Source organism: Actinomadura nitritigenes, assembly GCF_017573545.1.
In the GTDB taxonomy this organism is placed as follows: Bacteria; Actinomycetota; Actinomycetes; order Streptosporangiales; family Streptosporangiaceae; genus Spirillospora; species Spirillospora nitritigenes.
The window spans coordinates 1-13,566 of sequence record NZ_JAGEOK010000031.1; the positions used below are offsets into that span (position 1 = coordinate 1).

Below are 13,566 nucleotides of genomic sequence, written 5' to 3' on the forward strand. Positions count from 1 at the left end.
CCTGCGCCGCCGTCCTGCGCCGCCGTCCTGCGCCGCCGTCCTGCGCCGCCGTCCTGCGCCGCCGTCCTGCGCCGCCGTCCTGCGCCGCCGTCCTGCGCCGCCGTCCTGCGCCGCCGTCCTGCGCCGCGCCCGCCGAGAATCGCCCGAAAAGGTGAATTTCGAATGATCGGGTTGAGCCGGGCAGGGGTGCCGGGCCGTGTTAGGAGTATGGGACTCATACTCCGACTGCTGGTCGCCGCGGGGCTCGCCGCGGACGCCGTCGTGCACTGGAGGTTCGCTCCCCAGATGGCGTTCGTCCAGGGCGGCTCGATCCACGGCGACCTGCTCTTCCGCATCCAGGCCGGGATCGCCGCCGTCGTCGCGGTGATCATTCTCACCTACGCGGCCCGCTGGTCGTACGCGCTGGCGTTCCTCGTCGCGGGGAGCGCGGTCGGCGCGCTCCTGCTCTACTACTACGTCGACGTGGGCGCGCTCGGTCCGCTGCCGGACATGCACGAGCCCGTCTGGTACACCGAGAAGACGATCAGCCTGGTCGGCGAGGGGATCGCGGCGGTCGCGGCGGCGGTCGGCATCCTCACCGTCCGGCGGCGGCCGGAGGACGGGGACCCGCTCTTCGAGCGCGAGCACGTCCGCAACCTCTGACCCGCACCGCCCGGGAGCGGGCCACGCGGGGTGACCGGCGAATTCACTAGCGTGGCTAATGATCTTGATTCCCGGGTGGAACCGGGATTTTCCTGGCTACCATCCCCGTTGATCTTGGGAAACGGCGGCGGGGGAGGCGCGGGATGGTCGACCGGCGGAAGCGGGGCGCGGGCGTGCACCGCGCGGCGTCCCCACTCGAGCGGACGCTGCTGCACCGCACGCTCATCAGGCTGGGCGTGCCGCGCTTCATGGCGGACCACGCGGCCGCGCTCCTGGCCGCGAACCGCCGTCCCGCCCCCAAAGGGGCCGAGGGCGACGACCGGTAGGTCCGCGCCTACGCCGCGACCTCCGACTCCTTGGGCGCCGGTGCCGTGACGGACCCGATGAAGCGGGCGGCGTCGCGCATCGCGGCGCTCGCCTCCGGAAGCACCCGGTTCAGGATCTGGAAGACGTGCATCTGCCCCTTCCAGACCTGGAGCTCGCAGTCCGCGCCCGAGGCGGTCAGCGCGTCCGCGAGCGCCTCCGCCTCGGGGCGCAGCACCTCCACGCCGCCGACCTGGATCAGCACCGGCGGCGTGTCCGCCCACGCGCAGGTGAGCAGGGCCAGCCGCGGGTCGTCGAATCCGGCCGACCCCACCACGAGGCGGGCGACCCGGCGCGCCGCATAGGCGCTGATGTACGGGTCGCGGGCGCGCCGCTGCGCGCGGGTGGACAGTTCGCAGGTCAGGTCGACCCAGGGCGAGAACAGGACGATCCCGGCGGGGGACGGCAGCCCCGTCCGGCAGATCTCGCCCGCCAGCGTCGCGGCGAGGTGCCCGCCCGCCGAGTCGCCCGCCACGACGATCCCGGACGCGGGGACGCCGCGGTCGAGCAGCCACCGGTAGGCGGCGGCGGCGTCCTCCAGCGCGGCGGGGAACGGGTGCTCGGGCGCGAGCCGGTAGCGGGGCGCGAGGACGGGCAGCCCGGTGTCGACCGCGAGCCGCGACGTGATGGAGCGGTGCGTGCGCGGCGAGCAGACGACGTAGCCGCCGCCGTGCAGGTAGAGGATCGCGCCCTCGGCGGGGGTCTCGGGCGCGTCGCGGGCGACCACCCACTCGCCCCTGACCGGCCGGTCACCAGGGCTCTCGACGCGCGGGTCCGCCAGCGGGACGACCCGGACGCGCGAACCGGCCCGCAGCAGCCGGGACGCGGCGTCCACGGCGGAGCGGGCGGTGCGGATGCTCGGGGCGTGCCCGGGGACCCGGTGCATGAAGGGGTGGACGCCCAGCCGGAGGGCGCCGGAGATCGTGCGGCTGCGGACGCTCGGGTCCATCGGCACCTCACTGGCTGTTTCCGTTGTGTTATGTACATGCCCATTTGTGGCGTGTAATCAACATCACAGCTTGATCGCGAGGGAGGCCCGGACCGGCGGGGTCTGTGATCCTGGCCACGGGCCCGCCGCGATACCGTGAGGTCATGAGCGCCGTGCCGCCTTCCCAGCCTCCGCCCCGGGGCTGCGGGCTGGAGATCTTCTGGGACGACCGGCTCGTCTCCTACGACTTCGGGCCCGGCCACCCGATGAACCCGGTCCGCGTCGAGCTGACGATGGCGCTGGCCCGCGAGCTCGGCGTGCCGGACCGCCCCGGCGTGCGGGTGTCCCCGTTCGAGCCCGCCGGCGACAAGCTGCTCCGCCTCGTCCACGAGGAGGCGTACATCGCGGCCGTCAAGCACGCGGGCGCGACCGGGCTGCCGGAGCCGCGGTACGGCCTCGGCACCGACGACAATCCGGTCTTCCTCGGCATGCACGACGCGTCCGCGCTGGTCACGGGCGCCTCGGTGGCCGCGGCGGAGGCGGTCTGGACGGGCCGCGCCGAGCACGCCGCGAACATCTCCGGCGGCCTGCACCACGCGCTGAGCGGCGCCGCGAGCGGCTTCTGCGTCTACAACGACCCGGCCGTCGCGATCGCGTGGCTGCTGGAGAACGGCGCCGAGCGCGTCGCCTACGTCGACATCGACGTGCACCACGGCGACGGCGTCCAGGCCGCCTTCTACGACGACCCGCGCGTCCTGACGATCAGCCTGCACGAGACGCCGCGGACGCTGTTCCCCGGCACCGGGTTCCCCACCGAGACCGGCGCCGACGGTACGGCGGTCAACGTCTCGCTGCCGCCCGGCACCAACGACGCGTCCTGGCTGCGCGCGTTCGAGGCGGTCGTCCCGCAGCTGCTGCGCCGGTTCCGCCCGCAGGTGCTCGTCACCCAGCAGGGCGCCGACTCCCACGCGCTCGACCCGCTCGCCCACCTGATCCTCACCGTGGACGGGCAGCGGACGGCGTACGCGGCGCTGCACCGGCTCGCGCACGAGACGGCCGGCGGCCGCTGGATCCTGACCGGCGGCGGCGGTTACGAGCTGGTCCAGGTCGTCCCGCGCGCCTGGACGCACCTGCTGGCGGAGGCGTCCGGCGACCCGATCCCGCCGGCCACCGAGACCCCGGAGGCCTGGCGCGAGTTCGTCCGGCGGCGCACCGGCGAGATCGCCCCGCGCCGGATGACCGACGGGACGGACGTGGTGGAGGTGCACCGGTGGGGGAACGGCTACGACCCCGCGAACCCGGTCGACCAGGCGATCCTGGCGACCCGGCGGGAGGTCTTCCCCGAGCACGGCCTCGACCCGATGACGGACGAGTGACGGCGGACGAGCGACGAGCGGCGACGAGCAGCGACAAGCGACGACGAGCAGCGACGAGCGACGACGAGCAGCGACGAGCGACGACGAGCAGCGACGAGCAGAGTGACGGCGGACGAGTGATGGCGGATCCTGGCAAGCCCCCCACGCGGGACGAACTGCGCGCGCACCTCGTCCGGACGATGATCGCGGGCGACGTGGCGACACCGCGGCAGAACAACCTGCTGCACTACCGGCGCATGGCGGCCGGCAACCCGTACTACCAGTTCGGGCTGGAGCTGAAGCCGTCGTGGACCGAGCGCTCGGTGCTGGAGATGATGGTCGAGCGCTGCGGCGTGAACCCGGATCCGCGGCACGTGTACGGCGACGACACGATCGACCCCGGCATCACCCTCGACACGCTGGAGGCGATGGGCGACCGGATCGGCCTCGCGGCGCGCCGCCGGGAGACCGTGGTGATCGCGACCGGGCATCCGGCCACGCTGACCCCGCTGTACCAGGCCGTCGCACGGGCGCTGGAGGGCGCGGGCTGCCGCATCCTGACCCCGGCGGCGGGCTGGACGTACGAGATCGAGGTCGACTACGGCGGCTCCGACCTGCGCCGGATCGTCTACGCCGAGCCGGGGGTGGCGATGCTGGAGGGCGAGGACTTCCGCACCCACCACACGCACGATCCGCATCCGATGGAGGCGATGCTCCGCGAGCTGGCCTCCGGAGGCGCCGACCCGGCCGCGTCCGCTAATAGCGGAAACGGCGAGACCATGAACGATAAACACGATTCTTGGCCGGATCTGGCCATTGCCGATCATGGCTGGGCGGGCGCCGCCGGGCAGGCCGGCATCGACACCGTCGGATTCGCGGACTGTAACGATCCCGCGCTGTTCGCCGGCGCCGCCGAAGGCAAGATCGATGTGGTCGTCCCGCTGGACGACGGCGTATCTCCGCACCATTACGCGCCCTTGACGGCGTATCTCCTCGCCCGCGCCGGCCTGTCCTCGAAGGACTGACCTTGCTTACCTTCCGGCGCGGCCGTCCATCCTGTCACTGGGTGTGACAGGGCTGCCGTAACGGTGTCCGTGGTTTGGCGCGACCCCAGCGCGAACCTCTGAGTCGCAGGTCATCGCCTGTTTTCGGTTGACATTCGGTTGAATCGCCACGCCCTGTGCCGTCATGTTCGCGCTCCGTACGGGAGCAACGATATGGCCGCCCGGTCAGGGTCGGATACGGAAATGTGCGGAACTCCCCTCTTGCGACTGCCGATACGCGATTTACGCTGGAGGAAGTACACGTGCGTGATCAAAGTCACCCGAAGGGCCGGTGCGCGGCACGTGTGGAAGAGGGCGTCCGATGAGCTCAGGCGAGCGACCTCTCAGCGAGGTCAGGTTCCTGACCGTGGCCGAAGTGGCCTCGGTGATGCGGGTGTCCAAGATGACCGTCTACCGCCTCGTCCACTCGGGCGAGCTTCCCGCCATCCGGGTGGGCCGCTCGTTCCGGGTCCCCGAACAGGCTGTTCACGACTACCTGCGCGACGCGTACATCGAAGCCGGATAACGGGTGAGGGCGGGGCCGACAGGCCCTCGCCGAACCTGCCACCCGGCCGTGCAGGGGGCGCCGGGACGACCCCGAGAGGACCGTCCCGGAGCTGGGGAAACAGGACGAGGACCGGCCGGCGGCCGACAGGTCGCCGGACTCGGGGACCGGGCGGACGGGGCATCGCCGATGCCCCGCGCGACCCCCGGTCCGGGGCCGGTCCGGACACCGCGGGACGGGCGGAATCACCATCCCCGCCCGCCCGCGCGGAAAGGTGCCCGGCATCGCGGGCGGCGCCGCGGGACGGCGCGCGCGGCGCGATGCCGGTCGCCGCGCGCCATGCCGCGGCGAGATCTCCACCTGCGCAGCGGTACCCTTGGGCAGCGGACCGTGCGCGCTTATCGAGTCACCACTCGCCTGCGGCACGTTCGTCTCCTGCACAACACCCGATACGCCGAGCGAGGTCTCGTGGGCTCTGTCATCAAGAAGCGCCGCAAGCGGATGGCCAAGAAGAAGCACCGCAAGCTGCTGAAGAAGACGCGCATCCAGCGCCGCAACAAGAAGTGAGCACGCCGGTCGCTCAGCCGTAAGGGGTGGGGCGCACAGTGCCTGCAATGCCCGCCGCGGCCCGTGTCGTCCTCGTCACGGGCGTCTCCCGCTTCCTGGGGGCGCGGGTCGCGCACGCCCTGCAAGCCGACCCGGGGATCGAGCGGGTCATCGGGGTGGACACCGTGCCGCCCACGATGCCGCTCGGGCGCACCGAGTTCGTGCGGGTCGACATCCGCACGCCCGGCATCGCGAAGATCATCTCCTCCGCCCGCGTCGACACCGTGGTGCACCTCAACCTGGTCACCTCGGCGTCGGTGCCGCGGGCGAAGGTGAAAGAGCTCAACGTCATCGGGACGATGCAGCTGCTCGGGGCGTGCCAGCGCTCGCCCGACGCGCGCAAGCTCGTCGTGCGGTCCTCGGCCGCCGTCTACGGCTCCTCCCCGATGGACCCGGCCGTGTTCACCGAGCGGGACGAGCCCGTCGAGGCGCCGACGTCCGGGTACGCCAAGGACGCCGTCGAGGTCGAGGGGTACGTCCGCGGGCTGACGCGGCGCCGCTCCGACCTGACGGTGTCGGTGCTGCGGTTCGCCAACTTCGTCGGCCCCGGCGTCGACTCGCCGCTCACGCGGTACCTGCGCATGCCGGTCGTCCCGACGGTGCTGGGCTTCGACCCCCGGCTGCAGTTCGTCCACGAGGACGACGGCGTCGAGGTGCTGCGGCGGATGACCGTCGAGGACCACCCCGGCTGCTACAACGTGGCCGGCGACGGCGTGCTCCTGCTGTCGCAGGCGCTCCGCCGCGCGGGCCGCCCCTACGTGCCCGTCCCGGCGCCGTCGATCTCGCTGTTCGGCGACATGGGACGACGGTTCGCGGGCATGTCGGGATTCTCGCCCGAACTGCTGCGCTGGCTCACCTACGGCAGGGTCATCGACACGTCGGCCCTGGAGGAGGAGCTGGCCTGGCGCCCGAAGTACGGGTCGGAGGCGGCGTTCGCCGACTTCGTCGCCGCCCAGGGCCTCGGCCGCCGCGGCCCGGCGGCACGGCTGGCCTCGCTGCTGCGCGGCTGACCGGCGAGCGCGGTCGCACCGGCACGGTCCGGCCGGCCGCGCGACCGGGCGACCCGTCCGGGGACGACACCGTGCGGCCCGCGCCGCACGGGGAAGGAGGCAGGACGATGCACGCCCGCCACGAGGACGACGAGGGCGCGCAGGTCATCCGGCTCGCCTCGGCCCGCCACGACGGCGGCGAGGACGGCGGCGAGGCGGGGGAGCCCGGCGGGGACGCCGATACCGGGCCCGGCCCGCTCGAACGCGGCATCGCGTCCGGCCTGGCCTTCCTGCGCCGCCGCATCTCCGGCGAGTACGAGGTCGACGAGTTCGGCTACGACCCCGACTTCAACGAGCACGTCCTGCTCCCCGCGGCCCGCGCCCTCTACGAGCGCTGGTTCCGCGTCGAGACCGCGGGCGTCGAGAACGTCCCGGCGGAGGGCGGCGCGCTGATCGTCGCCAACCACTCCGGCACCGTCCCGCTCGACGCGCTGATGCTGTCGGTCGCGCTGCACGACAACGCCCGCCGGTGCGTCCGGCTCCTCGGCGCCGACCTCGTCTACCAGGTGCCCGTCCTCGCGCACCTGGCCCGCAAGGCCGGCCACACCCTCGCCTGCCAGGCCGACGCCGCCCGGCTGCTCGGCAAGGGCGAGCTCGTCGGGGTGTTCCCGGAGGGCTTCAAGGGCGTCGGCAAGCCGTTCTCCGACCGCTACAAGCTGCAGCGCTTCGGCCGCGGCGGCTTCGTCGGCACCGCGCTGCGCGCCGGCGTCCCGATCGTCCCGGCCGCCATCGTCGGCGCCGAGGAGATCTACCCCAAGATCGGCGACCTGCGGCCGCTCGCGCGGCTGCTCGGCCTGCCCTATTTCCCGGTCACCCCGACGTTCCCGCTGCTCGGCCCCGCCGGGCTCGTCCCGCTGCCGTCCAAGTGGATGATCCAGTTCGGCGAGCCGATGACGCTGGACGAGTACGCCGCCGAGGACGCCGACGACCCGATGACCCTTTTCAACATCACCGACCACGTCCGCGAGAACGTCCAGCAGATGCTGTACGACACCCTGCTGCGCCGAGGGCCCGCCTTCTTCTGAGAGCGTCCGCGGGCGGGACGCAGCCTAGAGTGATCGCATGCCATCGCTGCGCACCCGGATGGTCGCCCGTGACCTGGCCGAACCCCACCGCGTCTCCAGCCCCCTGGAGCTGCTGTTCGACCTGACGTTCGTCGCCGCCGTGTCGCAGATCGCCGGACGGCTCGCGCACGCCACCGAGGAGGGCGAGGCGGGCCACGCGGTCGGGGCGTTCCTCGCCGTGTTCTTCGCGATCTGGTGGGCGTGGATGAACTTCACCTGGTTCGCGTCCGCCTACGACACCGACGACGTCCCGTACCGCGTGATGACGTTCGTGCAGATGGCCGGCGTCCTCGTCCTCGCGGCGGGGGTGCCGTCGGCGTTCGACGGCGACTTCACCACCGTCACCATCGGCTACCTCGTCATGCGCGTCGGCCTGGTGAGCCTCTGGGTGCGCGCCGCCATCGCCCATCCCGACGGCCGGGCCACCGCCCTGCGCTACGCGATCGGGGTCTCGCTCGTGCAGGTGCTGTGGGTGTCCCGGCTCGCCCTGTCCGGCGACGGCCCGGTGTGGGCGTTCGTCGTCTGCGCCCTCGCCGACCTCTCCGTCCCGCTGTTCGCCGAACGCCCGGGCATGACCACCTGGCACCCGCACCACATCGCCGAACGGTACGGCCTGTTCACCATCATCCTGCTGGGCGAGAGCGTCCTCGCCGCCACCAACGCCGTCCAGGGCGCCGTCGCCCACGGCCTCAGCGCCGAACTCGTCGTCATCGCCCTCGCCGGGCTGGCCGTCCTGTTCACGATCTGGTGGATCTACTTCTCCGAACCCGCCGGCGAGGGCCTCGAAGCGCGCCGCGACCGCTCCTTCATCTGGGGCTACGGCCACTACGCCATGTTCGCGGCCCTCGCCGCCCTCGGCGCCGGGCTCGAGGTCGCCGTCGCGTCCGCCGGCGAGGGCGAGCACGCCATCAAGGCGAGCGCGACGACCGTCGTCGCCGCCACCGCCGTGCCCGTCGCGATCGTCCTGGCCATGCTGTACGTCCTGCACGCACCGCTCGGGCACGTCACCGTCCCGCCCCCGTTCACCGCCGTCGCGGTCGTCCTCACCCTGCTCACCGTGCCCGGCGCGGGCACCATCGGCGTCGCCGGCTCGCTCACCGCGATCGCCGTCGTGCTCGTCCTGCTGCTCGGCGGCACCCTCGTCCGCAAGAGCCGGAGCCCCGCCACGATCTGACGGTACGCGATCAAATGATCACAGACGGCTATGGTCTGAGAGGAGAGGCACCGGCCACCAGGGGGACCACACCATGCTCCGTCGATTCCGGCTCGCGGCGACCATGCTCACGATCGCGGCGGGGTCCGTCGCACCCGCGGCACCGGCCGCCGCCGACGACGCCCCGCCCTCGTGCCCGCAGGACGCGGCGTGCCTCTACGAGAACCCCGACTACACCGGCGCCGTCACCGTCCTGCGCTTCGACCGGCTCCCGTCGCAGTGCGCGTCCCTGCCCCGGACCGTCCGGTCGGGCGTCAACAACACCCCGTACTTCTTCAGTCTCTACGACGCCCCGGCATGCTCCGGCAGCAGCAGCGTCGCGCTCCTGCCCGCCCACTCGACCAAGCCCGCGTTCCCCGCCCCCATGCGCGCGTACTTGTAGGGGCCGCCCCGACCGGACCGCCGAGTAAGATCATCGGGTTCGCGCCGCGGGCGCGCGACCTGACGACGGGGGCTCCCATGGCGACCCAGATCACCGCGGACGAGGTACGGATCGACGTCGGGGAGCCGGCGCCGATGAACGCGTACCTGGCCCGCCCGTCCGGCCCCGGCGCGCACCCGGCGGTCCTCGTCTGCTCCGAACTGTGGGGCCTGACGGACCAGGTCCGCGACATCGCCCGCCAGGTCGCCGAGCTCGGCTTCGTCGCCATCGCGCCGAACCTCTACCACCGCTCCGGCCCCGAGACCGCGTCCGGCTTCGCCGAGAGCGACGCCAACCGCACCCGCGCCTTCGACCTCCTCGGCCGCCTCACCCGCGACGACGTGGAGGCCGATCTGCGCGCCTGCGTCGCCCACGCCCGCGAGCACGCGGACGCCACCGAGAAGACCGGCGTCCTCGGCTTCAGCCTCGGCGGCCACATCGCCTTCTTCGCCGCCACCCGCCTCGACCTCGCCGCCGCCGCGATCTACTACCCCGGCTGGCTCCCCGTCGCCGGCACCGCCCTCAGCCGTCCGGAACCCCTGCTGGACGACACCCCCGCCATCGCGTCCCGCGACGTCCGCACGCTCATGTTCTTCGCCGAACTCGACCACGTCATCGACGCGGCCCAGCGGGACCAGATCAGCGCCGCCCTGGAGTCGGCGGGCGTCCGCCACGAGGAGATCGTCTACCCGGGCGCGCGGCATGCCTTCTTCTTCCCGGGCCGCGAACCCTACGACGCCTCCGCCGCCGAGGACTCCTGGACTCGCGTCCGCACCCTCTTCGCCACCGAACTCGCTCAGTAGGGGCTCCTGGGCGCTGCTCTTCGCTTTCGGCTGTTGGAGTCGAGCGGAGGGTCATTAGGACGGCACCGGAGCGGCCGCACTGGCGCGCGAGCAACGCCACGCCGAGACCCGGAGCTACGGGGCACGGAGCATCCGGGGCACGGGGCTGCGGGGCACGGGGCTGCGGGGCACGGGGCTGCGGGGCGCGGGGCTGTTGGGCGCGGGGGACGGAGCATCCGGGGCGCGAGACCCGGGCTGCGGGGGCAGGGCGCGGAGCGCGGAGCATCGTGGCGCGGGACGCGGGGACGGAGCATCCGGGCGCGAGACCCAGGCTGCGGGGGGCAGGGCGCGGAGCGCGGAGCATCGTGGCGCGGGGCACGGAGCATCGGGGTGCGGAGTACACGGAGCGCGGGGCAGCGGGGGCACAGGCATAAGGGCATCGGGGCGTAGGGGCCCAGAGGCGGTGGGGGCGGCGCTGGCGTACGGGGCCGCCCCTCCAAAGTCAAGGGCGCCTTCGGCGTCGCTTCGCGATGGACTTCGTCCACCCTTGACTTTGGAGCCTCTGCGGCCCCTGAGGCAGCGTTAGGGGCAGGCTCCGCCTGCCCCGCCCTGGTCGCGCCGCCCCCACCGTCCGCCCACGTAAGGGAAGACCGGGAGATGGAGAGACCGGCCGCCGAGCCCGCTGGTGAGGCCATCCGGTGATTTCCCAGGGGTGATTCGGAGGGTTCGGCAGCGCTCGGCTCGCTCATTAGAGCAACCCGGTACGGATTACTAGTGCACGGGTGTGGTCACCGGCAGCGTTGGAAGACAGGCGGCAGGGCAGACGCCCGCGCCGGTGGCGCGGGCGTGCGTGTACCCGGTGTGGCGGTGTGCAAGTGGTGATCAAGCGGCCCAGTCGAGGGCGGGGTTGTCGGGCGGGCCGATGCTGCCCGGTGGTCCGACCCCCCTCTTGTCTCGCGCGTCGGCTGGTGGGAGTAGTCGGTAGATGTACCGCCCGTCGTGATCCTTGCGGATCTGGATCTGGTCGGGGTTGGTGTGCTTGAACCGGTTGTGCCATCCGCAGGCGAGTGCGAGTTGATCGATGTCGGTGGGCGATCGTCCGAGCGCCCATCCGTGGACGTGGTCCACTTCGCACAGTGTTCCGGGGACTTCGCATCCGCGTACCGCGCAGGAGGGGTAGAGCGTTTCCAGCACCTGTCGTTGTGCGGCGGAGGCGAATCGTTCCCGGTATCCCAGGTAGAGCGGGGTGTTTCCGCGGCCGAGGAGCAGGGGTGAGACTCCGGCCGAGAAGGCGATGCGTCGTGCCTGGGCGGCGGGGATCGGGGTGCCGTCGGTGAGGCGGGCCGGGGCGTTGCCCCCGGTGAGCGTCTCCAGGTCGCAGATCACGGTGACCTTGGACGCTTTGTGTCCGCCCGACAGCACGCAGGAGAGGGCGGCTGCGGTGCGTTCGGGGAGGTCGCGGCGGTCGTCGGGGCCGGCCGGCTTGGCCAGCGGCGCCAGGGTGCCGTCCCAGATCGCGGCGTCCTCAGGGTTCAGCCACCCTTTGACGTACCGGCCGCCGTCCAGCGAACGGGTGGTCGTGAGCCATGACTTGTCGTAGCCGCGTTTGGTGTCCTGGTCGGGGGCGTCTTCGGTGTCGTCGCGGTCGGCGATGAGGTCGCGGATGCGGCGCCCGAACGCGGCGACCTTCCCGGCGGAGAACCCCTGGTCGACGAAGCCGAGCAGTGTTGTCTCCGCCTCGGCGCAGTCGGTGTCGTCCAGGCGCGAGACCGAGTCGGCGACCGTGACGGCGTAACCGTAGGACAGGTCACCGGAGGCTAGCTGGGCGCAGACCTCGGGCAGGCGACGCCGCTGCCGGGCGAGAGTGAGGCGCTCCTTGGCGCGGTTGTCGCGCATGCCGAGCCGGGACCGCAGCCATGCTTGGGTGGAGGGATATCCCCACCGGGCCTGCTCTTTGGTGGCGTCGACTCGGCCGATGAATGCGGCGAGCGCGCTTTCCTGCTTATCGGAGGCGGCCACGAGGGTTTCGGTGAGCTCCAGGCATGCCGCAGGAGATTCCGGAGCCTCGCGGGCGGCCAGCTCGGCGGCGATCATCGCAGCGGCGTTCACCAATTCCATGGTGGACGCCTCGTTGAGATCGACCGTGACCGAATGCATGGGTTAAGTATATCGATTGGGGGTGGTCTTCGCGCTGAGAAAGGGGGCTATTTTTGTTGCCTGGGGGATAGGTATAGCTGGGTATACCTATCTTTCTCTGTGTGGTTCGACTTAACGCCAATTCATATTTCGCGCCAGTTCTCCTTACGTGGGCGGACGGTGGGGGCGGCGCGACCGGGGCGGGGCAGGCGGAGCCTGCCCCTAACGTTGCCTCAGGGGCCGCAGAGGCTCCGAAGTCAAGGGTGGACGAAGTCCATCGCGAAGCGACGCCGAAGGCGCCCTTGACTTTGGAGGGGCGGCCCCGTACGCCAGCGCCGCCCCCACCGCCTCTGGGTCCTATGTCCGAGAGCTTGGGACACCCCGTCTCCGCATCCCCTCTTCGTTACCCCGGGTTCCGCCTCCCGGTTCCCGCTCTCCGGTTTCCGCCTCCCGGCTTCCGCCCCGAGTTTCCAGCCTCCATCCCCGGCTTCCGGCGTCTTAAATTTTGTACTTTGAAGAGGCGCGGTCTTGCAGAAGCATGTTGAGTATGGAGACGGATGGCCTGAAGGCATCGATGGCCGGCGGTGAGCGGGACGTCCCGTCGGAGATCTGGCGCACCCAGAGTTTCCGGCGCTGGTACACCGCGCAGTGCGACGCAGGCAATGTGGTGCTCGGTGCTAGGCCCGTGTGGACGTCACCCATCGACGGTGAATCGGGCGCGGTGTTCTTCTGGGCGCTGCATGTGCGGATGCATGTCGCCGCCGAGAACATGACGAAGGACAACGAGATCGTCATCTCCCGGCCGGACGTCTCTGTGGTGGCCCTCTACCGCCCTGGTCCGTCATTGGACGAGACGACGGTCGTGCTCGTCCGGGAGTTCCGCAGTTCTGCTTCGACGCCCGACGGGTACGTGCACGAACTGCCCGGCGGCTCGTCTCCGGACGAGGCGACTGATCCCAGGGAAGCGGCTGATCCCATCGAGGCGGCTGGCCCCGTCGAACACGTCGGCGTGGCGTTGCCTGTTGAGCCGTTGGCCCAGGCGGTCGACGAGTTGGCGGAGGAGACCGGCCTGCGGGTCGACGCCAGTCGCTTCCGCGCGCACGGAAGCCGCCAGGTCGCCGCGACCGTGTCCGCGCATCACGTTCATCTCTTCTCCGCTGAGATCACTGACGACGAGCTGGCCTGGTTGCGGACGCAGCGAGACCGTCCGCACGGTGTGGACGGCGATTCCGAGCGGACCTGGGTGGAGATCGCGACCTTCGGTGAGATCCGTGCGGCACGGCTCGTCGATTGGGCCACGCTGGGCATGCTCACCCAGGCGCTCACCCAGGCGCTCACCCAGGCGCTCACCCAGGCGGTCACCCAGGCGGTCACCGAGGGGCGGTCAAGCCGTATCCCGGCGGAGGAGACAAGCTGAAACCGGCTGAAACCGCGGTGAAAGCGTCCTGAAGGCGGGCGG

General features: G+C 71.8%; 14 protein-coding genes. 12 read left to right on the forward strand and 2 right to left on the reverse strand.

Annotated elements, in window-relative coordinates; all coding sequences use genetic code 11:
- Positions 1-207: 207 nt before the first annotated feature.
- Entirely contained in the window at positions 208-642 is a 435-nt protein-coding gene (locus J4557_RS37050) for a hypothetical protein (protein WP_208271473.1), read from the forward strand.
- A 143-nt stretch (positions 643-785) separates the two neighbouring features.
- On the forward strand, positions 786-968 hold the full coding sequence (locus tag J4557_RS37055) for a hypothetical protein (RefSeq protein ID WP_208271474.1): 183 nt from the start codon (positions 786-788) through the stop codon (positions 966-968).
- Positions 969-976: 8 nt separating this feature from the next.
- Here J4557_RS37055 and J4557_RS37060 read toward each other — a convergent pair whose 3' ends face one another.
- A complete protein-coding gene (locus J4557_RS37060) occupies positions 977-1,954 on the reverse strand; it encodes an alpha/beta hydrolase (protein ID WP_208271475.1) in 978 nt (325 codons plus the stop codon).
- A gap of 143 nt (positions 1,955-2,097) precedes the next feature.
- Between J4557_RS37060 and J4557_RS37065 the strand changes: the two genes are divergently transcribed.
- The 9 genes from J4557_RS37065 (at position 2,098) to J4557_RS37105 (ending at position 9,992) form a co-directional block, all read left to right on the forward strand.
- Positions 2,098-3,309 carry an acetoin utilization protein AcuC gene (locus J4557_RS37065; protein WP_208271476.1) on the forward strand — a complete coding sequence of 404 codons (1,212 nt, stop codon included), beginning with the start codon at positions 2,098-2,100 and terminating at the stop codon, positions 3,307-3,309.
- Between the two features lie 119 nt (positions 3,310-3,428).
- Positions 3,429-4,313 (forward strand): phosphatase, encoded by an 885-nt coding sequence (locus tag J4557_RS37070; protein ID WP_208271577.1) that lies wholly within the window; start codon positions 3,429-3,431, stop codon positions 4,311-4,313.
- Positions 4,314-4,653: 340 nt separating this feature from the next.
- Positions 4,654-4,857 (forward strand): helix-turn-helix domain-containing protein, encoded by a 204-nt coding sequence (locus tag J4557_RS37075; RefSeq protein ID WP_067466901.1) that lies wholly within the window; start codon positions 4,654-4,656, stop codon positions 4,855-4,857.
- Positions 4,858-5,304: 447 nt separating this feature from the next.
- Complete coding sequence (locus J4557_RS37080) at positions 5,305-5,403, forward strand: 30S ribosomal protein bS22 (protein WP_018654693.1); 99 nt, start codon at positions 5,305-5,307, stop codon at positions 5,401-5,403.
- 47 nt (positions 5,404-5,450) lie between these two features.
- On the forward strand, positions 5,451-6,452 hold the full coding sequence (locus J4557_RS37085; RefSeq protein WP_208271477.1) for an NAD-dependent epimerase/dehydratase family protein: 1,002 nt from the start codon (positions 5,451-5,453) through the stop codon (positions 6,450-6,452).
- A gap of 107 nt (positions 6,453-6,559) precedes the next feature.
- Entirely contained in the window at positions 6,560-7,516 is a 957-nt protein-coding gene (locus tag J4557_RS37090) for a lysophospholipid acyltransferase family protein (RefSeq protein WP_208271478.1), read from the forward strand.
- Positions 7,517-7,553: 37 nt separating this feature from the next.
- Positions 7,554-8,729, forward strand: a complete 1,176-nt coding sequence (locus tag J4557_RS37095) for a low temperature requirement protein A (protein WP_208271479.1) — start codon at positions 7,554-7,556, stop codon at positions 8,727-8,729.
- Between the two features lie 73 nt (positions 8,730-8,802).
- Entirely contained in the window at positions 8,803-9,150 is a 348-nt protein-coding gene (locus J4557_RS37100) for a peptidase inhibitor family I36 protein (RefSeq protein WP_208271480.1), read from the forward strand.
- Positions 9,151-9,227: 77 nt separating this feature from the next.
- Entirely contained in the window at positions 9,228-9,992 is a 765-nt protein-coding gene (locus J4557_RS37105) for a dienelactone hydrolase family protein (RefSeq protein WP_208271481.1), read from the forward strand.
- A gap of 861 nt (positions 9,993-10,853) precedes the next feature.
- Here the strand turns inward: J4557_RS37105 and J4557_RS37110 are convergent.
- Positions 10,854-12,128 carry an HNH endonuclease signature motif containing protein gene (locus tag J4557_RS37110; RefSeq protein ID WP_208271482.1) on the reverse strand — a complete coding sequence of 425 codons (1,275 nt, stop codon included), beginning with the start codon at positions 12,126-12,128 and terminating at the stop codon, positions 10,854-10,856.
- A gap of 526 nt (positions 12,129-12,654) precedes the next feature.
- Between J4557_RS37110 and J4557_RS37115 the strand changes: the two genes are divergently transcribed.
- Positions 12,655-13,524: an NUDIX hydrolase gene (locus tag J4557_RS37115; RefSeq protein ID WP_208271483.1), complete on the forward strand. Its 870-nt coding sequence runs from the start codon at positions 12,655-12,657 to the stop codon at positions 13,522-13,524.
- The last annotated feature ends 42 nt before the right edge of the window (positions 13,525-13,566 follow it).

Bases quoted from the DNA above. Each gene is read 5' to 3' on its own strand.
- J4557_RS37050 (WP_208271473.1), top strand. From the start codon at position 208: ATGGGACTCATACTCCGACTGCTGGTCGCCGCGGGGCTCGCCGCGGAC.
- J4557_RS37110 (WP_208271482.1), bottom strand. From the start codon at position 12,128: ATGCATTCGGTCACGGTCGATCTCAACGAGGCGTCCACCATGGAATTG.
- J4557_RS37105 (WP_208271481.1), top strand. From the start codon at position 9,228: ATGGCGACCCAGATCACCGCGGACGAGGTACGGATCGACGTCGGGGAG.
- J4557_RS37060 (WP_208271475.1), bottom strand. From the start codon at position 1,954: ATGGACCCGAGCGTCCGCAGCCGCACGATCTCCGGCGCCCTCCGGCTG.
- J4557_RS37095 (WP_208271479.1), top strand. From the start codon at position 7,554: ATGCCATCGCTGCGCACCCGGATGGTCGCCCGTGACCTGGCCGAACCC.
- J4557_RS37055 (WP_208271474.1), top strand. From the start codon at position 786: ATGGTCGACCGGCGGAAGCGGGGCGCGGGCGTGCACCGCGCGGCGTCC.
- J4557_RS37085 (WP_208271477.1), top strand. From the start codon at position 5,451: ATGCCCGCCGCGGCCCGTGTCGTCCTCGTCACGGGCGTCTCCCGCTTC.
- J4557_RS37075 (WP_067466901.1), top strand. From the start codon at position 4,654: ATGAGCTCAGGCGAGCGACCTCTCAGCGAGGTCAGGTTCCTGACCGTG.
- J4557_RS37100 (WP_208271480.1), top strand. From the start codon at position 8,803: ATGCTCCGTCGATTCCGGCTCGCGGCGACCATGCTCACGATCGCGGCG.
- J4557_RS37070 (WP_208271577.1), top strand. From the start codon at position 3,429: ATGGCGGATCCTGGCAAGCCCCCCACGCGGGACGAACTGCGCGCGCAC.
- J4557_RS37090 (WP_208271478.1), top strand. From the start codon at position 6,560: ATGCACGCCCGCCACGAGGACGACGAGGGCGCGCAGGTCATCCGGCTC.
- J4557_RS37115 (WP_208271483.1), top strand. From the start codon at position 12,655: ATGGAGACGGATGGCCTGAAGGCATCGATGGCCGGCGGTGAGCGGGAC.
- J4557_RS37065 (WP_208271476.1), top strand. From the start codon at position 2,098: ATGAGCGCCGTGCCGCCTTCCCAGCCTCCGCCCCGGGGCTGCGGGCTG.